General features: G+C 73.0%; 17 protein-coding genes and 1 riboswitch. Of the genes, 9 read left to right on the plus strand and 8 right to left on the minus strand.

Annotated features, from left to right (window positions below; all coding sequences use genetic code 11):
* Positions 1-23: 23 nt before the first annotated feature.
* From QWM81_RS26685 to QWM81_RS26700, 4 genes are read right to left on the minus strand one after another with little or no spacing between them, the layout of a single operon-like run.
* Complete coding sequence (locus QWM81_RS26685; RefSeq protein ID WP_290114922.1) at positions 24-947, minus strand: DUF6895 family protein; 924 nt, start codon at positions 945-947, stop codon at positions 24-26.
* Positions 944-1876: a DUF6895 family protein gene (locus QWM81_RS26690; RefSeq protein ID WP_290114923.1), complete on the minus strand. Its 933-nt coding sequence runs from the start codon at positions 1874-1876 to the stop codon at positions 944-946. Before QWM81_RS26690 ends, QWM81_RS26685 begins: the two co-directional genes overlap by 4 nt.
* The gene (locus tag QWM81_RS26695) at positions 1873-2658 is read right to left on the minus strand and encodes a hypothetical protein (protein WP_290114924.1); all 786 of its coding nucleotides are present in this window, start codon (positions 2656-2658) and stop codon (positions 1873-1875) included. Before QWM81_RS26695 ends, QWM81_RS26690 begins: the two co-directional genes overlap by 4 nt.
* Before the next feature lie 11 nt (positions 2659-2669).
* Entirely contained in the window at positions 2670-2858 is a 189-nt protein-coding gene (locus tag QWM81_RS26700) for a hypothetical protein (RefSeq protein WP_290114925.1), read from the minus strand.
* A 298-nt stretch (positions 2859-3156) separates the two neighbouring features.
* Between QWM81_RS26700 and QWM81_RS26705 the strand changes: the two genes are divergently transcribed.
* The 7 genes from QWM81_RS26705 to QWM81_RS26735 all read left to right on the plus strand — a co-directional run bounded on the left by QWM81_RS26705 (position 3157) and on the right by QWM81_RS26735 (position 13120).
* The gene (locus QWM81_RS26705) at positions 3157-4965 is read left to right on the plus strand and encodes a hypothetical protein (RefSeq protein WP_290114926.1); all 1809 of its coding nucleotides are present in this window, start codon (positions 3157-3159) and stop codon (positions 4963-4965) included.
* Positions 4966-5136: 171 nt separating this feature from the next.
* Positions 5137-6477 (plus strand): MFS transporter, encoded by a 1341-nt coding sequence (locus QWM81_RS26710; RefSeq protein WP_290114927.1) that lies wholly within the window; start codon positions 5137-5139, stop codon positions 6475-6477.
* Between the two features lie 22 nt (positions 6478-6499).
* Complete coding sequence (locus QWM81_RS26715) at positions 6500-7693, plus strand: anhydro-N-acetylmuramic acid kinase (protein WP_290114928.1); 1194 nt, start codon at positions 6500-6502, stop codon at positions 7691-7693.
* Positions 7694-7775: 82 nt separating this feature from the next.
* The gene (locus QWM81_RS26720) at positions 7776-8030 is read left to right on the plus strand and encodes a WhiB family transcriptional regulator (protein WP_290114929.1); all 255 of its coding nucleotides are present in this window, start codon (positions 7776-7778) and stop codon (positions 8028-8030) included.
* A 218-nt stretch (positions 8031-8248) separates the two neighbouring features.
* Positions 8249-9013 carry a class E sortase gene (locus QWM81_RS26725; RefSeq protein ID WP_290114930.1) on the plus strand — a complete coding sequence of 255 codons (765 nt, stop codon included), beginning with the start codon at positions 8249-8251 and terminating at the stop codon, positions 9011-9013.
* A 167-nt stretch (positions 9014-9180) separates the two neighbouring features.
* Complete coding sequence (hpnR, locus tag QWM81_RS26730; RefSeq protein WP_290114931.1) at positions 9181-10692, plus strand: hopanoid C-3 methylase HpnR; 1512 nt, start codon at positions 9181-9183, stop codon at positions 10690-10692.
* Positions 10693-10915: 223 nt separating this feature from the next.
* Positions 10916-13120: an MMPL family transporter gene (locus tag QWM81_RS26735; RefSeq protein WP_290114932.1), complete on the plus strand. Its 2205-nt coding sequence runs from the start codon at positions 10916-10918 to the stop codon at positions 13118-13120.
* Between the two features lie 278 nt (positions 13121-13398).
* Here the strand turns inward: QWM81_RS26735 and QWM81_RS26740 are convergent, their stop codons facing one another.
* A complete protein-coding gene (locus tag QWM81_RS26740) occupies positions 13399-14493 on the minus strand; it encodes a S1 family peptidase (protein ID WP_290114933.1) in 1095 nt (364 codons plus the stop codon).
* 147 nt (positions 14494-14640) lie between these two features.
* Positions 14641-14925: a hypothetical protein gene (locus tag QWM81_RS26745; RefSeq protein WP_290114934.1), complete on the minus strand. Its 285-nt coding sequence runs from the start codon at positions 14923-14925 to the stop codon at positions 14641-14643.
* Between the two features lie 49 nt (positions 14926-14974).
* Here QWM81_RS26745 and QWM81_RS26750 point away from each other — a divergent pair, with 49 nt between their 5' ends.
* Positions 14975-17770, plus strand: a complete 2796-nt coding sequence (locus QWM81_RS26750; RefSeq protein ID WP_290114935.1) for a SpoIIE family protein phosphatase/ATP-binding protein — start codon at positions 14975-14977, stop codon at positions 17768-17770.
* A gap of 22 nt (positions 17771-17792) precedes the next feature.
* On the opposite strand, the gene QWM81_RS26755 is transcribed toward QWM81_RS26750, so the two are convergent.
* Complete coding sequence (locus QWM81_RS26755; RefSeq protein WP_290114939.1) at positions 17793-19055, minus strand: Tm-1-like ATP-binding domain-containing protein; 1263 nt, start codon at positions 19053-19055, stop codon at positions 17793-17795.
* A 322-nt stretch (positions 19056-19377) separates the two neighbouring features.
* Between QWM81_RS26755 and QWM81_RS26760 the strand changes: the two genes are divergently transcribed.
* On the plus strand, positions 19378-20100 hold the full coding sequence (locus QWM81_RS26760; RefSeq protein ID WP_290114940.1) for a transcriptional regulator: 723 nt from the start codon (positions 19378-19380) through the stop codon (positions 20098-20100).
* Between the two features lie 231 nt (positions 20101-20331).
* On the opposite strand, the gene QWM81_RS26765 is transcribed toward QWM81_RS26760, so the two are convergent.
* A complete protein-coding gene (locus tag QWM81_RS26765; RefSeq protein WP_290114941.1) occupies positions 20332-21753 on the minus strand; it encodes a nucleobase:cation symporter-2 family protein in 1422 nt (473 codons plus the stop codon).
* A gap of 624 nt (positions 21754-22377) precedes the next feature.
* Positions 22378-22542: riboswitch (cyclic di-AMP (ydaO/yuaA leader) on the plus strand.

Raw genomic sequence — 22542 nt, forward strand, 5'->3', positions numbered from 1 at the left:
GGACGCCTCCTGACTCCGCGCGGTCACGCGGGCGCCCCGGCGGACAGTTGCGACAGGGCGCGGGACGTGGCCAGTACGGAGGCGAAGGCGGCCACCAGGGTGGGGTGGTACACGATGTCGAAGACGTCCTCGGGGTCGCCTTCCGGCATGGGCCCCAGCGCGGGCATCGCGCCGTCCGGCTGCTGGGCGGCGGCGAACCCTACCCAGGCGCGTTCGTCGAGCGTGGGGCGGGGCAGGCAGGCGTCGACCACGAGCAGTTCACCGAGCAGGTCCCAGCGCTCCAGGTCGAGCCAGTCGTCCAGCCAGGCCGGCAGCCACAGGGCGAGGTGGTCGGCGATGGCGGGCGGCAGGCCGCCGGGGTTCTCGCCCCAGTCGGTGAGGTGGAAGACGGTGTGGGTGATGTCGTACGCGGTGTGGGTGCCCACCGTCCATGGCTCGGGTGTCCGGGCTAGCCAGGTGCGGCGTGCCGCCTCGTCCTCGGGCAGGCTGGGCGGCAGCCCGAAGCGGCGCTCGAACGCGCTGAGGCCCAGCCGCCTGACGGGCAGCACCTCTCCGGCCGCCCAGCTGGTGAGCCGGTGGTTGAGCCGGACCAGCCCCTCCAGCTCGGGCTGCTGGTAGCCCAGTTCCTTGAAGGGGACGTACACCTCGAAGGGGATGGGCGAGGTCGGCTCGGTGCGCTGGCCGCGTACCAGCATCCGGCCGCCGTCCAGCACCTCGCGCCACGCGTGGTCGAGCAGCTTGCGGGCGAGGTCGGCCTGGCGGGATCCGGCCACCCCTTCGCGGAAGAGGACCTTGCAGATGACCGCCAGTTCGCCGACCGGCTTGAAGCGCTCCAGGAACCCGATCTCCGGGTCGACGTCCGGCTCCAGCCGGAACCCGTCGCGGTGCGCGTACAGCCACTCGATGGCGCCCACGCCGACGGTGTGGATGAGGCGGGTGCTCGTCATGCCGGCGCTCCTTGGCGCGTCTCGTCGCCACGGCGGGCGGCGGTCAGGGTGGCGGCGAAGGCCGCGACCAGCGTGGAGTGGTAGCAGTTGACGAAGACCAGGGGAACGTCCTCTCCGCGCGGGCCCCGGCCGATCTCCGTCAGGGCGCCGGAGGCGTCCTGCGCCAGCGCCAGCGCGGTCCAGGCGTCGTCGATGGTCACCGGGGGCGGGGGCTGCGGGAGGCTGGCCGCGACGGCCAGCAACTCGCAGCACAGGTCCCACTGCTGGGCCTCCACGCAGCTGTCGATCCAGGGCGGGAGCCATGTGTCCAGGTAGGTCGCGATGTCCTCCGGTACGGCGCGCACGTCGTGGCCCCAGTCGGTGAGGTGGAACACCACGTGGGTGAGCGTGTACCCGGCCGTCTTCTCGAACGTCCACGGCTCGGGCAGGTTCCCCAGCCACGTGCGGCGCAGCGCCACGGGCGTCGCGTCGTGGGGTGTGAAGCCGGAACGCCGCTCGGTGTTGAGGATGCCGAGCCGCCGGTTGGGCTGCTGTTCCGTGGTGCGCCAGCCACGGGTGCGTACGACGGTGGCGACGAACTTCTCGTACGGGGCGTACCGCAAACCGTCCGAGGCGAACGCGGCGTACACCTCCAAGGGGTACGTCGCGGACGGTTCCAGGCGCTGGAGGTCGAGGAAGAGTGCCCCGTCACGGGTCTCGTGCCACGCGTGGCCCAGCAGGTCGGTGGCCGTGTCGTGGAGGAACGACCCGGGGCGGGTGTGGCGGCGGACGCAGACGCATGTCTGGGCCAGTTCGCCCAGGGGCTTCCAGGACATGTTGACGTCCGTGTCGGGCGCGAGGGCGTCGTCGCCGAGCCGGAAGCCGTCGCGGTGCTCGGACACCCAGCGCAGCGCCGCCTCGGCCACCCGCTGGACGTCGGTCGCCGTCACGCCGGGGCTCCGGTCCGCAACAGCCGTGCCGCGTGCAGGTGCAGCGCCACGCGCGGGTCGTCGCCGCCCATGTGTGCCACGAACTCCAGCCCCGCGTCGAGGCCGAGCGTCTCGGGTACGTCGTCGAGCGCGGCGAGCCAGCGTCCGGCTCCGGCGGCCTGGAGCCAGCCCCGGCGCCGTACCGCCCGTACGAAACCGCGGGCGACGTCGACGGTGCGGCGTTCCGCGGCCCGGGCGACGGCGCTGTCGGCCACGCTGCTGGGCGCGTTGCCGGCCGTGCGGTCGGCCGTGTTGCCGGCGGCGTGGTCGGCCGTGGCGCCGGCCGCGTGGTCGGCTCTGGGCACGGCGAGCGCGGCCAGCAGGGCCAGTTGGTGGGTCAGGACCTGCCAGGGGACCTCGTCCAGCCAGGCCGCGTCCGGTTCGGCGTCGTCCGGGGACGGCGTGATGGCGGACGTGCCCAGGTCGCGCAGGGTGCGGACCATCGCCCAGTGCGTCCAGCGCGAGGTGACCGAGGCGTCGGGGGCGGGTGGGAAGGCGATGACCGCCTTCTCGAAGACCGCCAGCTCCTGGGGGGCGGGAGGGCGGCGCAGAAGGACGCTCGGCAGCAGGACGTCGGCTCCCAGGACGCGTACCGCGGCGAGGCCGAGGTCGTCGTCCGCCGGGGTGCCCGCCGTGAGGGCGGACACCCCGGCGTGGTCCCCGCTCGTGAGAGCGGAGACCACGTGGGAAGCGAGGTCCCGCACCGCGCCCGTCAAACGGGTTGAGGTGTCGGGCTGCTCCATTCGGTTCTCCCTCAGCCCTTCTTCGGCCGGGGCGTCGGAGGCGACAGCAGCAACTTGCCGGCACCCGCCTCCAGAGCCAGGACCGCGCACTCGCGGCTGTCCCGGTAGAACCCTTCGGCCTCGCCAGGGTTGAGGACTGATTCGATGTCGGTGTCCAGAACCTTCGTCCGGTCCTGGACCACAGGCTCGGTTGAGGTCATGCCACCATCCCCTTTTGTGCGGAAGGAACTCCTTCTTGCTCTTCCAGTTGACCGCAGACCGACACAGCTCGCAAATGGCGAAAATGAAACATTGCGGTACAAACTTCAATCTCCTGGCCGTTCCTGACCTTTTCTCGCCTTCCTGACCCCGGTGGGCTCGCCGGGTCCCCCGTACGCCCTTCCCGGATGGCGCAATTGCCCGGCTTGCCCCTTAGATGGTGCAAACCGCGCGCCCCAGTGGCGCACGACGACCGACACGGTGTGTGCCTCACCGGAGTCCGGCGAACGGAGCCACGCCATGACAACCGACGACCCCACAACTCCCCCCGCGGTGGCGGACGCTGAACGGTCGAAGCCGCCCGACACCCCCTACGATGACGCCGAGAACGGCGTTACCGCGTACCGGGACGCCGCCTACCGTGACGCGGCGCGTCGCGGCGCGGCGCCCGTCGACACGCCGCCCGTCGATGCCGGGCACACCGAGGCCCCGGCCTTCGGGACGGCGCCTTATCTGACCGCTTCCGCGAGTACCGCGCCCGGCGGCGCGTACACGGATGCCGGGCGTCCTGAATCGGCGCGCCCCGAAGCGGCGCCCGCGCCCACCGACGCCACGCGCCACGCGTACGCACGGGCGGACGACCCGCGCGCGGGCGCCACCAGTGCCTCTACCGCGCCCGCCGCGCCCACCGCGCCCGCCGATCCGGTGTACGCACGGACGTCCGGCGCACATGTGTACGAACCGCGCCCGGATCACCCCGCGTCCGGTCACCCGCGCGCGGACGAGCCGCGCGCCGAGGACCCGCGCACGGTGGCCACACCGGCCAACGGCACGCCCTTCGACGCCGCGCGCGCGGAGGCGGCACACGCCGAGGCGACGCCATTCGGTGCGGCCCAACCCGCCGCGCCCGCGCACGCGGACGACCGGCCCACCGGCGCCGCAGCCCCCGCCGACGCCGCCCCGCAGACGGCCCCGCAGGTGTCCACGCAGGCCTCCCCGCAGACAGCGGAGGCGACCGAAGCGGCCGAGGCGCCGGACGCGGCGAAGCCGGCAGAGACCACCCGAGCCGAGGGCGCCGCGAAAGTCACCGACGCCATGCAGGCGGATCTCGCGGCCGTCGAAGCCGCCCTGGCCGAGTCGGCGAAGGCGGGTTCCGGCGATCCCGACGGGAGCGACGAGCCCATACGGACACTGCTGTGGACGGCGGCCACCTACCGGCCGCTGGAGGAGGTCGCCGCGCTGGTGAGCCTGCTCAAGCGCACCGGAGCCGTCTCCAGCCCCGCCGACGAGGCGCTGCGCGCGGCCGCGGTCGTACGCCCCCTGGAGGAGGTCCGGCAGCTGGTCGCCATGCTCAACGACGCGGGTCATCCGCTCGACGAGGCCGATACGGCGCTGCGTGCGGCGGCCGTCGGCCGGCCGATCGAGGATGTCGCCGAGCTGGTGAGCATCCTCGGTACCGGCGGCGAAACCAGCCCGGCGGCGACGGCGGGAGCGGCGACGGCCAACCCGGCGGCCAACCGGGCGGCCGGCTCGGCGGCCAATCCGGCGGCTGGCCCGGCGCCCGGTCCGGCGTCCGGTCCGGCGAAGAAGCCGGGCACGAGCGGCCTGGCCGTACCCGAGAACCCCAACGTCCGCCCGCCGAGGTCCGCTTCGGTCACTCCGTCACTCGACGCGACGCCCGTCGTGGACGAGCCGGCCCCCGAGACGGCCTCCTCGGCTCTGCGGTCGGCTCTGCGGTGGCCCGCGGCGGTCGCGCTGTTCGTCTGCGGTCTCATCCACCTGCCCACGGACTTCGCGGGCCTGCGGGCCGGCGGGAACGCGGACAGCATGGCCCTCGCCGTCACCCTGCTCTGCCTGGTGCTGGGTCTGTGGCTGGGGGCGCGGGACACGGTACGGGTGTGGGCGGCCGCGGGCGCGACGGCGATCGGTGTGGTCGCGCTGCACGCGGTGGTGGGTGACAGCACCCTCGACCTGCTGAAGAGCAGCCTCGGTGAGTCGTTCGCCTGGGCGAGCGCCGTGGCGGTGACGTGTGCCGCGCTCGCGGCGGGCCTGGCCGGTTCGGCCCTGCTGCGCCGCCAGAGAGAGCCCGACGCGACCAACGGCACATGACGGGCCCAGCCCTGGCGGGCCGCCTTCACAACGGGAGCCGCTCCCCCGAGCGGCTCCCGTTGGCGTTGCCGCTCCCCCGCTCACGGCGGTGAGAATCACCGAAGGGAAGGGGGAAGGGGGAAGGGGGAAGGGAAGCGCAGGGATACCCGCGGCCATCGGAAAGGGCACCGCATGACGACCTCCGTGCACGGCCCCGCCGACGAAGCGGCCGGACCAGCGGGACCATCCGGACCGGCCGGGCGTCCCGCGCCGCTCCGCTCGCGCAGAGCGCTGGTGGCGGGGTCGGTGGGCAACTTCATCGAGTGGTACGAGTTCGGCGTCTACGGATACTTCGCCACGGTCATCGCCGCCAACTTCTTCACCCCGCAGGGCGGAAGCGCCGCCGAGGCGCTCATCAAGACGTACGCGTCGTTCGCCCTGGCGTTCTTCTTCCGGCCGGTCGGCGCGGCGCTCTTCGGCCGGGTCGGCGACCGTGTCGGGCGGCGCCCCACGCTGATCGCGGTGGTCCTGCTCATGACGGCCGCCACCACACTGATCGGGCTGCTGCCGACGTACGCCACGCTGGGCGCCGCCGCGCCCTGGCTGCTGACGCTGCTGCGGATCGTCCAGGGGCTGTCGGCGGGAGGGGAGTTCGGCGGCGCGGTCTCCCTCATGACCGAGTTCGCGCCGCCGGGCAGGCGCGGGCTGTACGGGGCGTGGCAGTCGTTCACCGTGGCGCTCGGCCTGCTGGCCGGCGCCGGGATGGCGGCCGCGCTCGCCACCGTACTGACCGAGGCGCAACTCGGGTCGTGGGGCTGGCGGCTGCCGTTCCTGCTGACCCTGCCCATGGGGCTCGGCGCCCTGTGGCTGCGGCTGCGGCTGGAGGAGACGCCGTCCTTCCGCCGCCGGCGGCGGGAACCGGTCGCCGCTCCCGTACCCGAGGTGGTCAGGGCGATCGCGCTCGGTGCCGGCCGGCTCATGGGCTGGTCGGCGGCCGGTTACACCTTCCTGGTCGTCCTGCCGTCGTACCTCCAGAGCGTTCTCGACGCGACGTTCCAGCAGGCACTGATCGCGACCGTCCTGGCCAACCTGGGGTTCGCGGCGGCGATCCTGCCCGCGGGCGCGCTGAGCGACCGGGTGGGGCGGCGCGCGGTGATGGTGTCCGGTGCGGTGGTGGCGGCGGTGTCGGCGTTCCCGCTGCTGAACCTGTTGCAGGACGCCTCCGCCCCGACGGCCGCCAAGGGCCTCGCGGTGTGCGGCGCGGGCGCGGTCGTCGGTCTGATGGCGGGCCCGGGCCCCGCGATGCTCGCCGAGATGTTCCCCACCCGGGTCCGCTACACGGGCCTGGGCCTGGCGTACGCGCTGTCGAACGCGGTGTTCTCGGGCTGCGCGGGCCTCATCATCACCGAGATGACCAGGCGGACCGGCAGTATCGACATCCCCGCGTTCTACGTGGCGGCCACCTGCGTGATCAGCGCGCTGGCCCTGGCCACACTGCGCGGCGACGACCACCGCCGCGCCCTGCGGGACTGAGGAGGCGGGAGGTGGGGCGCGGGTGCGGGTGATCGGGATGATGTCGGGCACGTCGTACGACGCGGTCGACGCCGCCGCGGCCGATCTGACGCTCGACGGGGACACCCTGGTGCTGACGCCGCTGGGCATGGTCAGCGCTCCCTACCCCGGCGAACTGCGGGCCGCGCTGGCCGCCGCGCTGCCGCCGGCGCGGACCACCATGAGGGAGGTGTGCCGCCTCGACACCCGTATCGGCCAGGCGTTCGCGTCCCTGGCCGTCCGGGCCGATGAGGAGCTGTGCGAGGGCCGCGCCGACCTGATCACCTCCCACGGGCAGACCGTCTACCACTGGTCCGAGAACGGCAGCGTGCACGGAACCCTCCAGCTCGGCGACCCGGCCTGGATCGCCGAGGCGACCGGGCGGGCGGTCGTGTCCGGCTTGCGCGGCCGTGATGTCGCCGCGGGCGGCCAGGGCGCACCGCTGGTCGCGCTCGTGGACGTCCTGTGGCTGCGCGGGCGCCCGGGCAGACCCGTCGCGCTGAACCTCGGCGGCATCGCCAACATCACGGCGGCCGGGCGGGCGGGGCCACCGGCCGCGTTCGACACCGGGCCCGGGAACGCCCTGATCGACGCGGCCGTGCGCCACTTCACCGGCGGCCGGCTCGCGTACGACGAGGACGGTGCCCTCGCCGCCCGGGGGCGGGTCGACGAGGCCCTGCTGCGCCGGCTCCTCGACGACCCGTACTACGCCCAGCCGCCGCCCAGGACGACGGGCAAGGAGCTGTTCCACCTGCCGTACCTGCTGGCCGCTCTGGCCGGGCACGAGACGCTTCCCGCCGAGGACGTGGTCGCCACCGTCACCCGGCTCACCGCCGTCACCGTGGCGGACGCCGCCCGCTCGGTGCGGGCCACCGAGGTCATCGCCTCGGGCGGCGGCACCCGCAACCCGGCGCTGATGGCCATGCTCCGGGGGGAACTCGGCGGCATCCCGCTGTACGGCTCCGACGACCTGGGACTGCCGCCGGCCGCCAAGGAGGCGTACGCGTTCGCGGTGCTCGGGTTCCTGACCGTCCATGGGATCGCCGGCACGGTCGCGGCCTGCACCGGCGCCCGGCACGCGAGCGTCCTCGGCTCGCTCACGCCCGGCCGGGAGGGGTTGCGCCTGCCGGAACCGGCGGCCGTCGCGCCCGTACGACTGCGGGTGGCGGGGCGGCCGGGCGGGGGCAGGGAGATGTGATCGCCTTGTGAGAACCGGTTTCAGCCCGTCTCCTTGCGGCGACCCGGGAAGGGCGAACCATTCGACGAACCGGGAGAATTCCATGAGTGACTGGCGTCTGCGCGCATTGTGCCGGGACGAGGATCCCGACCTTTTCTTCCCGATCGGCAGCACGGGACCGGCGCTTCTGCAGGTGGAGGAAGCCAAAAGTGTGTGCCGCCGCTGCCCCGTGCGGGAAGCGTGCCTGGAGTGGGCGCTGGAGTCGGGCCAGGAGGCGGGTGTCTGGGGCGGGATGAGCGAGGACGAGCGGCGTGCTCTGAAGCGCCGCACGGCACGGCGCGCGGCCTCCCGGCGGTAGGAGCACGGGCTGTTGAGGGCCGTACCGTGCAACGCGCGGTCGCCGGAGCGGCGTTGGGGCGGGACACCGGGCGTCCGTCCCGTCCCGCCGACCCGAGTGGGATGTGACATGGCGTACTGAGCCGTTGACGGAGTGTCGAACAGAGTACCCAGGGAACACCTGACCGGTTTACGCTGTTGTGACCGAAAACGGCCACCCGCATCCCCATCCGGACCTCCATGCCCCGTACCCGAGCAGCTTCCGCGGCGCTTGCCGGCGTGATCGCCGTCGTGCTCGTCGGCTGCGCCTCCGGCGGCACCGGCGCGGCCGAGCGGCCCACACACAGCGCGGGCACACTCACCGCGGGCACGCCCGCGTCGGGCACGGCCACCGGCGCCGTCATCGCCCAGCCGGCTCCCGCCACGCCCGCGCCGGCCACGCCCGCCGCCCCCTCCCCCGAGCCGCCCCCCGGCGAAACGCCCCGCACGCGGACCGCCGTGCTGGCCATACCGTCCATCGGCGTCACGAACCTGCGCGTCGTCCCGTACGAAGGCACCACCGACGACTGGCCCGGCACGAGGATCCAGAACCGGGGCGTGGCCGCCAGCCCCTACGGCGAGCGCGGCGGCGTGGGCCCCGGCGCGACCGGCAATTACCTCGTCACCGCCCACCGCCTCTCCTCCGGCGGCCCACTGCGCGACCTGCCCTCCCTCAAGGAGGGAGAGTCGGTCTTCGTCACGGCGGGCGGCACGGTCCACGAGTACCGGATCACCGACACCCGCAAGACCTCCTTCCGCTCCGCGCGCTCGCTCGCCGAGCAGCGCGCCGCGGTCCCCGGCAAGCCGGGTGAGCGGCCCACCAAGGCGATGATCACCCTCTCCACGTGCGCCACGCCCGAGGACAACGCGGTGGGGAACTTCTGGCGTGACGACCGGGGCAACCCCGAGCACCGCATCGACAAGATCGGCGTACTGGTCTCCTCACGCCCCGCACCGGGGCAGTGACCTCCTAAGCCGTCTCCGCGGCAGCCGGCCATGGGCACTACTTCGGGTCATGGCGGCGTGCCTCCAGCAAGAAATCTGGGCAAAGGGGCAGAAATGTCTCACATAAGTGCCCTGAGATGCCCCTAGATGCCCAGAGATCCCTGTGGCGCCGTCGGCTGGAGACTGAGATGCGCGTGATGCTGGTTCACCCGAGTGCCCTGATGTACTCGGAGATCTTCCTACGGCTGGAGCCACTGGGTCTGGAACGGGTGGCCGCCGCGGCGCGGGACGCCGGTCATGACGTACGCGTGGTGGACCTCCAGGTCCTCTCGCGCTCCCTGCTCGACCGGGAGCTGGCCTCGTACGCGCCCGAGGCGCTGGGTATCTCGCTGAACTACCTGGCCAACATCCCCGAGGCGATCGAGATCGCCCAGCGGGCCAAGGCCGCCTCCCCGGGCTGCTTCGTCTTCCTGGGCGGCCACAGCGTGTCGTTCATCGCCGAACACGTACTGGAACAGGCCGACGGCGCGGTCGACGCGATCGTCCGAGGGGAAGGCGAACCGGCCGTCGCACCCCTGCTGGAGGCGGCGCGTGACGGAGGGCTGGCGTCCGTCCCGGGCGTCGTCTGCGCGGACGGCCGGGGACCGGCCCCCAAGCTGCTGGACAGCCTCGATCACCCCCGCCCCGCCCGCGACCTCATGCGCAAGCGCAACCGGTACTTCATCGGGGAACTGGACCCGTGCGCCTCGATCGAGTTCACCCGGGGCTGTCCCTGGGACTGCTCCTTCTGCTCCGCGTGGACGTTCTACGGACGCAGCTACCGCAAGGCGTCGCCCGAGGCGGCGGCCGAGGAAATGGCCTCGATCCGGGAGCCGAACGTCTTCATCGTCGACGACGTGGCCTTCATCCGGCCCGAGCACGGCCATGGCATCGCCGCCGAGCTGGAGCGCCGCCGCATTCGCAAGCAGTACTACCTGGAGACCCGCAGTGACGTCCTGCTGCGCAACGAGGAGGTCTTCGAGCGCTGGGCGCGCCTGGGACTGCGCTACATGTTCCTGGGGATGGAGGCGCTCGACGCCGAGGGGCTGGACCTCTACCGCAAGCGCGTGAGCCCGGACGACAACTTCAAGGCGCTGGAGAGGGCGCGCCGGATGGGCATCATGGTGGCGATCAACCTGATCGTCGACCCGGCCTGGGACGAGGACCGGTTCCGCCTGGTACGGGAATTCGCCCTGTCCGTCCCCGAGATCGTGCACCTCACCGTGATGACGCCGTACCCCGGCACGGAGATCTGGCACACCGAGGCCCGGCAGCTGACCACCCGTGACTACCGGCTCTTCGACATCCAGCACGCGGTCGTGCCCACCAAGCTTCCCCTGGAGCACTTCTACCGGGAGCTGGTCCGCACCCAGGCCGTCCTCAACCGCAAGCACCTGGGTCTGCGCAACGCCATCGGCGCCATGAGCGTGCTGGGCCGCAACCTCGCGCGCGGGCAGACGAACTTCGCCCGCATGCTGTGGAAGTTCGGCAGCGTCTACAACGTGGAGCGCCAGATGGCGGACCACCGCCGCCATGTGGAGTACGAGCTGCCGCTGCCCAAGCACAGCGCCACGCCACCCGGGCGGCAGGACCTGTTCATCCACACGAGGGCGCTGTCCCACTCCCGCCCCCAGGCCGACCCGGAGCCCGACGGAGTGTGAGAACGAAAACCGCCGCCGGTCCCTCCTTCCGCCCTACGAGTACACCGCGCCCGTACCCGCCGGGCCGCGCGCCCGGCACCGCGCGGCCGTGTGCGAGGTTGTTGACCCGTTCCCGGGCCGGGCGACGCCGACCGTGGAGGAGACCCATGTACAAGTGGCTCGACCGGCGCGGTGGGGGCCGGACCGTGGCCCGTGCGGGCAGCCGCCGGGGCGGGGAGCCGCGATGAGGCGCCGCCTCCTGCCCGCCGAACCGCTGGACTCGCTGGCCCGGCTGGTGCTGCGCTTCCCCGTCCGTACGCTCGTGCTGACCGCGTGCGTGCTGCTGGCGGCGGGGGTCGCGGCCGTGGGGGTGAGCGACAAGCTCTACCACGGCGGCACCACCGCGCCGGGCGCCGAGTCGGCGCGCGCCGAACGCACGCTGGCCACGGCGTTCGGCGGCGGGAGTCCGACGGTCACGCTGGTGGCCACGACGGACGGCTCGGTGGACGACCCGGCGGTGGTGCGGGCCGGGACGCGGCTCGCGGAGCGGGCGCGGCGGCTGCCGAAGGTGGTGGACGTCCGCTCGTACTGGCCGCGGCGCGCGCCCGCACTGCGCGGGCGTGGTGGCCATACCGCGCTGGTGGAACTGCGGGTGGCCACGACGCAGGCCACGGCGCACAAGGACGTGGAGCCGCTGCTCGCTGAGCTGACGGGCCGTCATGGGCCGTTGCGGGTGGGCGCGACCGGCACCACGCCGGTGGGCCTGGCGATCGAGCGGCAGAGCCGGCTGGATCTGCGGCGTACGGAACTGCTGGCCGCGCCGCTGACCGCGTGCGTCCTCGTGGTCGTCTTCGGCGGCGTGGTCGCCGCGGGGCTGGCGCTGCTGGTGGGGCTGGCTGCCGTGGTGGGGGCGACCGCGGTGCTCAGCGGCGTGTCCGGACTGACCACGGTCTCGGTGATCGCCCTGAACCTCACCACGGCGCTCGGTTTCGCGCTGGCCGTCGACTTCAGCCTGTTCATACTGGCCCGCTACCGGGAGGAGAGGCGGCGCTACCGCGAGGAGCGGGACCCGCACGAGGCCGCTCACCAGGCGCTGGTGGCCACGGTGTGCACCACGGGCCGTACGGTGGTGTGCTCGGCCCTGACGGTGATCGGCAGCCTGGTGGCGCTGCTGCTGTTCCCACTGGGCATGCTGCGGTCCATCGCGTACGGCGGCATCGCCGTGGTGGCGCTCAGCGCGCTGCTCGCGATCACCGCGCTGCCCGCGGCGCTGCTCCTGCTGGGGCCGCGGATCGACGCGCTGTCGGTGCGCCGCCGCGGGTTGCGGGCCTCGCCGGACAGCGGGCGCTGGTACCGGCTCGCGTACGCGGTGATGCGGCGCCCGGTGCCGGTGGTGCTGGTCCTGGGCGTCGTGCTGACCGCGCTGGTCCTGCCGTTCAGCGGTGCCCGGTTCGGTACGTTCGACGACCGGGCGCTGCCGCGCGACTCGCCGACGCGCCACGCCACGGACACGCTGCGCCGGGACTTCGACCACCACGCGATGAGCCCGGTGCAGGTGGTGCTGCCCGGCCTGGACGCCCGTGGCGGCGCCCGCGCGCTGGACGGGTACGCCCGGCACCTCGCCCGGCTGGAGCATGTGGCGCGCGTGGAGACGGCGACGGGCACCTACCGGGACGGCCGGCGCCTGCGGGCGGCGGAGCCGGGCCACGGGTACGCCTCGGCGGCGGGGGTGTGGGCGGCCGTCATCACCGACGTCGGTCCGGAGACCTCGGAGGGCGTGGAGGTGGTACGGGCGGTGCGCGCCGTGTCCTCGCCCGTGCCGGCCCTGGTCGGCGGCACCCAGGCGTGGCTGGCGGACCTGCGGGACAGCATCCGTGCGCGGGTCGTCCCGGCGATGTCGCTGATCGCCGTGGTCACGCTGCTGGTCCTGGGCTGGTGCACGCGCAGCCTCGTGCTGCCGATCAAGGCGCTGGCCCTCAACGTGCTGAGCCTGAGCGCCACGTTCGGCGTGATGGTGCTGGTGTTCCAGCAGGGCCACCTGCGTGAGTGGCTGGGCGGGTTCACGGTGACCGGGGTGACGGACTCGTTCGTCCCCGTGCTGGTGCTGTGCGTGGCCTTCGGGCTGTCGATGGACTACGAGGTCCTGCTGCTGTCGCGGACCGTGGAGGAGCACGAGGCGGGCGCGTCGACGCGGCAGGCCGTGGCACGTGCCGTGCAGCAGACGGCGGGCCTGTTCACGGCGTCGGCGCTGGTCGTCATCGTCGTCATGGCGGCGCTGGCGGCGTCGGGTCTGCTGCTGCTGAAGGTCGTGGGGGTGAGCCTGGCCGTGGCGGTGTTCGTCGACGCCACGGTGATCCGTCTGCTCCTCGCCCCCGCCCTGATGGCCCTGCTCGGCCGCGCCAACTGGTGGCTGCCGGCCCGGCGGACACCGGCCACGGTCCGGGTCTGACGGCCCGGCGCCGGCGTGGTGGGGCCCGCTCGGGGAGCCCGGTTAGGGGAGCCCGGCCGGGGGGCCGGGCTCCCCGAACCGGAGCTCGCTCCACGGCGCCGGTCTCCCCCCGCCCGGGCTCACACCGGCCCGGTCTCTGTCCCCCGCGCGAGTTCCACGGCGCCGATCTTGCCCCTCCTGGGCTCACACTGCCCGGTCTCTCCCCCCCCGCCCGGGCTCCCGGCGCCCGTGTTCGTGGGGGCCGGGCGCCGGGGGGCCGGGCGGGGGCGGCGGGCGGGTCAGGGGTTGGCGGGCTGGGCGTCGCCCTCCTGGTCGGCGGCGCCGATCCGGGCGCCGACCTCGGCCAGTGCGGTGGTGACGGGCTGGAAGAACGTCTCGCCGCCCACGTCGCAGTTTCCGCTGCCGCCCGAGGTGAGGCCGATCGCGTCTCCTTCACGCGTGAACAGGGAGCCGCCGCTGTCACCGGGCTCGGCGCAGACGTTGGTCTGGATGAGCCCGGTGACCGTGCCCTCCGGGTAGTTGACGGTGGCGTTCAGGCCGGTGACCTGACCGTCCCGCAGCCCGGTGGTGCTGCCCATGCGGAACACCTGCTGGCCGACCGCCGCTTCGGCCGCCTGCCGGATCCCCAGCCTCTGTCCGCCCCCCACGTCGACCACACTCGGCGCCTCGGCGCCCGGATCGTCGTACGTGACGAGGGCGAAGTCACCGGCGCCGGGGAAGACGGCCTGCCGCACCGACCCGAGCGGCGTACCGTTCTCGTCCGACCACTGCCGGGCGGAGGCGGCACAGTGCCCGGCGGTGAGGAACCCGCTCCGCCCGTCCCGGGTCGTCACGTTGAAGCCGAGCGAGCAGCGCGAGCCGCCGCCGAAGATGGCGTCTCCGCCGTCGACGAACGGCGTGAACTCCCCCTTCGACTTCTGGATGCGGGCCACGCCCGGGCCCAGTGACTCGACCGCCGATTCCAGCGTGTCCCACCGCTCGCCGGTGACCGTACGATCCGCGGTGACCAGGACCTGGTTCGTTCTGGGATCGACGGCCCACGCCGTGCCGGGAATCCCGGCCTTGCGCGCCAGCGTCCGCGCGGCCGACGTCAGCACACCGGTGCCGTTGCGTACGCCGCGGGCGACCGCGCCCGCCTTCTCCACCCGCTCCTTCATGGCCTCGTCGCCGCCCGCCACATTGACCACGAGCCGCCGCTCGGCCGCGTCGTAGTACGCCCCGCCGTAGGAGTCACCGAGAAACTCGCCGAGCCGGCCCGCCACCTGGGCGGCGGACGCGGCACTCATGGTCCTGGCGGTGACCGGCCCCGGCTGCGGTCCGGACCGCGAAGCATTGGCGTTGGGCAGCAGGATCGCCGCCGCGGCAATGCCCACCGCCCCCGCTCCTGCGAGGACGGCCTTTCGCTTGGGTATGCGCCTGTGACTCAACTCCACTGCTCCTGCTGGTGGTTCGGACTCCGGCTGCCGACGGCAACCGGGGGACGCGTCCACCGCTTGGTACGGACGGTGCGGCGGTTGTGTTCACCCGGACCGGGAATCGGCCTCGCCGAGGACCGCGCGGCCGCGCGTGACGGCGGCGTCCCGGTGGAGGGCGAGCTCCGCGAGCGTGTCCCCGTCGTGCTCCCCCACCCGGGCGCCCGTGGCGAGCCCGGCGATCAGGGAGCCGAACCCCTCGGCGAGCCCCTCGCCGGGAGCGGCGACGGAGACGCGCGGCTCGCCCCGGAACACCAGCAGGAGGGCGCCGAGAAGCGCCGCGGTGGCGCCGCCGCCATGCTTTCGGCCGATCCGGCGGGTGCCGGTGCCCAAGGCCGACCGCGGGTCGCTCGGTCACAGGAACCAATGCTAGAAATGGGGCATGAGCGGACGTCTCGGTCGAACCAGGCGTGCGTCGAGCCGCCCGTCCCCGGGGCGCGAGGGGAGCACTCCGCACGGGGGGAAGGAACCCGGGGGGCCACGGCGCCCGTCGCGGCAAGCGGTGCGTTCCCTGCTGGGCGTGCGCACCGTCGCCGGCCAGGTGCTCCTGCTGCAGATCGTCGTGGCGGTGCTGCTGATCGCCGCCGCCGTGATCGGGCTGGCGATCCAGGCGCGGTACGACGGTGAGCAGGACGCCCAGCACCGGTCGCTGGCCGCCGCGGAGTCCTTCGCGGACGCGCCGGGCACCGTGGCGGCGCTGACGTCGCCCGATCCGACCGCCGCGCTCCAGCCATCGGTGGTGAAGGCCCAGCGGGGTTCCGGAGTGGACTTCATCTCGGTGATGACGCCGAACGGCGTCCGCGTCGCCGACAACGACCCGACGCTGATCGGCCGGCGCGCCGTGGACGTGGAACCGGCCGCCAGGGGAACGACGATCACGGAGATCTTCGAGGGCCACCCCAACGACGCCGCCCGGGCCGTCGTCCCCGTCACCGACGCCCGGGGTTCGGTGGTCGGCATGGTGGCCGCCGGGGTCGGGATCGAGAACGTCGGGGCGGCGGTGAACCGTCACCTGCCGGTCATCCTCGGCTCGGCGGGGGCCGCCCTCGCCCTGGCGGTCGGCAGCTCCGCGCTGGTGAGCCGGCGGCTGCGCCGGCAGACGCACGGCCTCGGCCCCACCGAGATGACCCGGATGTACGAACACCATGACGCGGTCCTGCACGCGGCGCGGGAGGGCGTGCTCATCATCGGGGACGACGGCCGGCTGACGCTCGCCAACGACGAGGCCCGCAGGCTGCTGGACCTGCCCCCGGACGCGGAGGGGCGCCCCGTCACCGGCCTGGGCCTGGACCGTAACGCCGCCGAGCTGCTGGCCTCGGGCCGCGCCGTCACCGACGAGGTGGTCCTCGCGGGGGACCGTCTGCTGGCCCTCAACACCCGGCCCACGGCGCCCTACGGCGGGGCGTCCGGCACCGTCGTGACGCTCCGGGACACCACCGAGCTGCGCGCGCTGTCGGGTGTGGCGGAGGTGGCCCGGGAGCGGCTGAAGCTGCTGTACGAGGCGGGGGTGCGGATCGGGACGACGCTGGACGTGGTGCGCACGGCCGAGGAGTTGTCGGAGGTGGCCGTTCCGGGGTTCGCGGACTTCGTCACGGTGGAGCTGCTGGACCCCGTGCTGCGGGGCGAGGAGCCGACCGGTCTGCACACCGAGATGCGCCGTACGGCGGTCAGCGGCATCCGCGAGGACCATCCCCTCCAGCCGGTGGGGGACCTCATCAGGTTCGGCGTGTCGATGACGCCGATGGCGGCGGCTCTGGAGAGCGGTCACGCGGTCCTGGAGCCCGATCTGAACGTGGCTGACGGCTGGCGGGCGCAGGACCCCGAGGGGGCGGGCCGGGCCCTGGCGTACGGCATCCACTCACTGGTCACGGTGCCGTTGCAGGCGCGCGGTGTCGTTCTGGGCATGGCGAATTTCTGGCGCTCGGAGCGCCCCGAGCGGTTCGAGGAGGAGGATCTCGCCTTCGCGGAGGAGCTGGCCGCGCGCGCGGCCGTCGCCATCGACAACGCCCGCCGCTTCACCCGCGAGCACACGATGGCCGTGACCCTCCAGCGCAGCCTGCTGCCCCGCACCCTGCCCGAACAGGGCGCCCTGGAGATCGCGTACCGCTATCTGCCCGCGCAGGCGGGGGTGGGCGGTGACTGGTTCGACGTCATCCCGCTGCCCGGCGCCCGGGTCGCGCTGGTGGTGGGCGATGTCGTGGGCCACGGGCTGCACGCCGCCGCGACCATGGGCCGGCTGCGTACCGCCGTGCACAACTTCTCCGCCCTGGACCTGCCGCCGGACGAGATCCTGGGGCACCTGGACGAGCTGGTGACCCGCATCGACCAGGAGGAGGGCGGCGACGGCAGCGAGGACCTGATCACGGGCGCCACCTGCCTGTACGCCATCTACGATCCGGTGTCCGGCCGGTGCAGCGTGGCGACCGCCGGGCACTTCGCCCCCACGGTCGTACTGCCCGACGGCACCGTGGAATGCCCCGAGGTGCCCGTCTACCCGCCACTCGGGCTCGGCGGGCTGCCCATCGAGACGGCCGAACTGCACCTGCCCGAGGGCAGCCGGCTGGTCCTCTACACCGACGGGCTCGTCGAACACCGCGAGCGCGACATGGAGACCGGCCTGCGCCTGCTGCGCGACACACTGGCCGGCCATCCGGAGCGTACGCCGGAGGAGACCTGCCAGGCCGTCTTCAGCGCCATGCTGCCGCCGCACCGCCGGGACGACATCGCGCTGCTGGTGGCCCGCACCCACCTGCTGGACCGCGACCGCGTGGCCGACTGGGACGTGCCCGCCGATCCGGCGGCCGTCGCCCGGGTGCGCGCCGCGTGCGGCCGGCAGCTGGAGCAGTGGGGGCTGGAGGAGGTCGGGTTCACCACCGAGCTGATGCTCAGTGAGCTGATCACCAACGCCATCCGCTACGGCTCCGAGCCGATCCATGTGCGGCTGCTGTACGAGCGCTGCCTGATCTGCGAGGTGTCCGACGGCAGCAGCACCTCCCCGCACCTGCGGCGGGCGGCCACCACGGACGAGGGCGGCCGCGGGCTGTTCCTCGTCTCCCAGTTCGCCGAACGGTGGGGCACCCGCTACACCCCGACCGGCAAGGTGATGTGGACCGAGCAGGCCCCCACCGGCGGGCGCCGGCCGCCGGCGGAGCTGCTGCTGGACGACGCGGCCTGGTGACCGGGTCCGCCACGGCCTGACGCTACGCGCAGTCCGCCGCCGTCCGAACCGTGCTGATCATGCCGTGCAGCAGGTCGGACGCGGCCCGGCCGAACGCCGGGTCGTTGATGTGCGTGTCGACCTCCACCACGTCGACGGCGCTGCCCCGCAGCCCGTCCCGCACCGCGTCGAACAGCGCCCCGTCCGCGTCCGGATCGTGGTACGGCCCACCCGGCGCCCCCAGCGTGGACACCCCCCGCAGCGGCAGGCACACCGCGGCGGGGCCCGTGGCGGCGCGCAGCTTCGCCGCGACCCGGCGGCCCAGCTCGGCGCACTCCCGCGCCGTCGTACGCACGACGGTGATGGAGGGGTTGTGCACATGTACGTGGCGCTCCCGCATCCGGGCGGGAACGGTGTCGGGCGGGCCGAACTTCACCATGTCCAGCGCGCCCAGGCTCACCACCTGCGGAATGCCCTGGCGTCCGGCGGCGACGAGCCGGTCGGGGCCCGCCGTCAGGATGCCACCGCAGTGGTCGTCGGCGAGTTCACTGAGCGTCAGGTCCAGGACGCCGGCGAACAGCCGCTGTCCGGCCAGCGATTCAAGGGTCCGCCCGCCGGCGCCACTGGTGTGGAAGACCAGCACCTCGTAGCCGAGCCCGGTCAGCCGCTCGCGGGCCGCGTCGACACCCGGGGTGGTGACGCCGGCCATGCTCGCCGCGATCAGCGGCTTGCCGCCCGCGCCGAGGTCGGCGGGGAGCAGGGCCCGGGACGCGGCCGCGAAGCCCTTCGCCATCCCGGCGGCGGCGTCGGCGGCGTTGGCCAGGACGGGCGCCGAGACGCTGTTGATCCCGGCGATGTCGACCACGCTGTACATCATGGTGATGTCCGTGGAGCCCACGTACGCCGCGACATCGCCCGAGGCCATCGAGGAGACCATCAGCTTCGGCACGCCGAGCGGCAGCGCGCGCATCGCTCGTGTCGCGATGGACGTACCGCCGCTGCCGCCGATGGCCAGCACGGCGTGCAGCCGGCCCTCCTGGTGCAGCCGCAGCACCGTCTCGGCCGCTCCACGGGCCATCACCGTGACGGCAGCGCCACGGTCCCCCTCGGCCCGCAGCCGCTCCAGGTCGGCGCCCGCCGCCCTGGCCACGTCGGCGCGCGGGACGTCCGCGGGTATCCGCGGTTCACCGGCCACGCCGGCGTCCACGACCAGGACGTCGACTCCTCGCCTCAGCAGCCGCTCGCGCAGCCATCCGTACTCCAGCCCTTTGGTGTCCAGGGTCCCCACCAGTACGACGATCGCCATGCACGTACTGTCCAGGGCGAGCGGCGCGGCGGCAAGGGCGTGTCCAGGGATCCCCAGGCGGCCGGCCGGCCCGGCGGCCCCACGTCCGACTACCGGCCGGAAGCATCCGCCTAACGGACAGATTCCTTCGATAGGCCAGCGGATAGGCCGACTCATCCGACCGTTGAACCGCCCAAGAGCCACTACACCTTTCGATCGAAGGGAAAAGTGGCCGTTCATACCACTTGGTGATCTGTTAACCTGCCCGCTCCTGGATGTTCGTCCACCGGTCCCTCTCCCCCAAGCGCCCTGCGCTCGCCGGGTGCAGCGAGGTGTCTCATTCGTGTACAGCGCTCCGTTTTCCCCCGCAGAGGCCAGAGCGGCGCGGGCCCGGATGGGCCTGACCACCAGCCAGGTCGCCCACTCCATGGCGGCGTGCGGTGTCCCTGTCCACCCCGACCTGGTCACCGCGTGGGAACAGGGCTCCCATGTCCCCACGGAGCCACAGCTGTTCGCGCTCGCCGATGTGCTGTGGTGCTCCGCGACGACACTGATGGGCGTCGAACCGCGCACGCTGGCCGAGCACCGGCTGGCTCGGCAGCTGAGCGCGGAGCGGCTGGCGTACCGGATCGGCATGGACCCCGCCGCCTACCGGGCGGCGGAGGCGGCGCGGCGCTGGGACGGTGACTCCCGGCAGACCAGGGCCCTGGTGGACGCCCTGGGCCTGTCCCTGCGGAAGCTGGTCGGGATCATGGGGCGGGGCGAGGAGCTGGCCGGGCACCTGCGGTCGGCCGTGGACGGCCGCTGGAAGGCGCATGTGGCTCCGGTCGCGGAGATCGTGGTGGTCGACGAGACGTCGGTGGGCGATGCGCTGCGCACGATGCACGCCGAGTTCGCGGAGTTCTCCGAGCGGTACATGGGGCATCTGGTGGCCCGTAACGACGACGCCCGGCTCAAGGAGGTGGCGGCCGAGCGGTCCGCCTATCTGCACCGGCTGGTCGACCACTTCTGGGAGCTGATCGGCGAGGTGGGCGAGGAGCCCCCGTACGACGCGATCGGCCGCTGATCCGGCACACGGCAGAGGGCGGGCGGCAGACAGCGGGCGGCAGGCTCGCGCACCCGGGCTTACGGGCTCACGAGCTCACGGCACATGGCACACGGCGCGCCGGGGCACGGCGCTCGGCGCGCAGGGTACGGCGAAGGTCCGGCACGCCGGGTACGGTACACGGCGCGCGGCGCGCCGGGTGCGGCGTCGGCCGGGAGGGTGCGCCTCCTCCCGGCCGGGCCGTGCGGGCGGTCAGCGCGGGGCGGCGGCGATGTGCGGGGCCGGCGCGGTGGCGTCCTCCTCGTAGTCCTCCCAGTCGATCTCCATGGCCTTGCGGCGCGTGAAGGCGTTGAAGAAGAGGTTCAGCGCGATGGCGGTGAGGCCGCCGAGCGTGATGCCGCTGTCGAGGACCGCCCGGACGTCGTCCGGCATGCGGTCGAAGAAGGGCGCGACCGTCGTCCGCAGCAGTGCCGCTCCGAGACTGACCGCCAGGATGAGGGCGTTGCGCTCCTCGCGCAGATCGACCTTGCCCAGGATCTGGATGCCGACCGCCGCCACCAAGCCGAACATGGCGATCGCCGCGCCGCCGAGCACCGGGTGCGGGATCGCGGCGACCAGACTGCCCGCCTTCGGCAGCAGCCCCAGGACGATCATGAAGACCCCGGCCGCGACCACCACGAACCTGCTCATGACCCGTGACATCCGGACAAGTCCGATGTTCTCGGCGAACGCCACGTAGGGGAAGGAGTTCAGCACTCCGCCGAGTACGGTCGCCACGCCGTCCGCCCGCAGCGCCCGGGTGACGGTGTCGCTGTCGACCTTCTTGCGGGTGATCTCGCCGATCGCGTACACATCGCCGGTCGTCTCCACCATCGTGATCAGCATGACGACGACCATGGCGACGATGGGAAGCAGTTCGAACTTCGGCATGCCGTAGTGGAAGGGCGTGCTGACGCCGAACCAGTCGGCCTCCCCCACCGCGCCGAAGTGCGCGTCACCGAGGAGCCAGGCGACGGCGGTGCCGGCCACCAGCCCGAGCAGCACGGCGAGGCTGCTCAGGAACGGCTTGCCGACGCGCGCCACGGCCAGGATCAGCAGCAGCGTGCCGAGGGCGTACGCGAGGTTCTTCCCGGAGCCGTACTCGGGCTCGCCGATCAGGTGGGCCCCGCCCGCCGCGTCCTGGAGGGCGACCGGGATCAGGGTCATGCCGATGATGGTGAGGATCGTCCCGATGACCACGGGCGGGAAGTATTTCACCAGCTTCCCGAAGAACGGCGCGAAAAGGAATGTGGCGATACCGGCGGTTATCACCGCGCCGTAGACGACCAGCAGACCGGCTGTGCCGCCGCCCGCGCCGATGCCGATCGCGACCATGGGCGACACGGCGGTGAAGGTGACGCCCTGGACCAGGGGCAGTCTGGCGCCGATCTTCCAGACGCCGAGCGCCTGGATGATCGAGGCGATACCGCAGGTCAGGAGGTCGGCGTTGATCAGGTAGACCAGCTGTTCGTCGGAGAGCCCCAGGGCGTTCCCGAGGAGGACGGGGACGATGACCGCCGCCGCGTAGAACGCGAGGATGTGCTGGAAGCCGTAGAGCGTGAGCTTGGGGAGGGGCAGCATTTCGTCGACGGGATGCGTCTGCTTCCCGGAGCGCTGTCGGGGGACTCGTGCCATCTCTGCCTTGCCTTCGCGAGGTAGGTGAATGAGAGAGGGGGCCGCCGCCTCACGTCCCGGGTGACAGGACGAGGGCTCGCCGGCCCGTACGTACGGAGCCGACGTCTGGCGGAGTTGCCGACACCACGTCGCCCTGCGAGGAAATATGCGCCCCGGTTGGCGGGGCGTCCTTCGATCGGCATGGCGAAGCCCGTTTTGTCCATGGGATCCGCAGGGGAGCGCCGATCGAGTCGCTCACCATAGTTCACGGCCTGCGTTCCTCGCGAGTAACCGGCGCACCCAGCTCGCCGCCATGGCGTTTGCGCCCGGATTTCCCCCGTTTATGGGTTTGGACCGTATAGCCTCTGTCGCGCGTTTTCGGGGGAACTCGGACGACTTGTCGCACGGCACATCGGCCGTGATATCCATCACCGTCCCGGAGTTGAGGGTGGTGCTGTCACCTCACCCATTTCTGCTTTTCAGCAGCAAAGTTGACGCCTCGCCACCCGCAGGGGCGGCGCGGGAATCCCGGGCCGGGTAGCGGACGGAAGCCACATGGGGGGAATGGGGCCTTGTTAGGCCGGGCCCATCTCGCTTACGGTCACGGTCAATCCGGGCGGACCGCCGAATCCTGCCGCCGCCCGGAATCCGCACCCACCCACTCACGTTCGTACGGCAGGAGCGGGGGACCCAGGTAAGCCGCCGATCCGAAAGCCGGATCGGCTTGGGGTGAAGTCGCAGTCCCACTGCGGCCGGGCATCTCCAGTCCGAACCCGACAGCTCACCTCGCAGGCGACGGAGAGGAATGCG

Origin of the sequence: Streptomyces ficellus, from assembly GCF_030406405.1 — a bacterium.
Lineage (GTDB): Bacteria > Actinomycetota > Actinomycetes > Streptomycetales > Streptomycetaceae > Streptomyces > Streptomyces ficellus_B.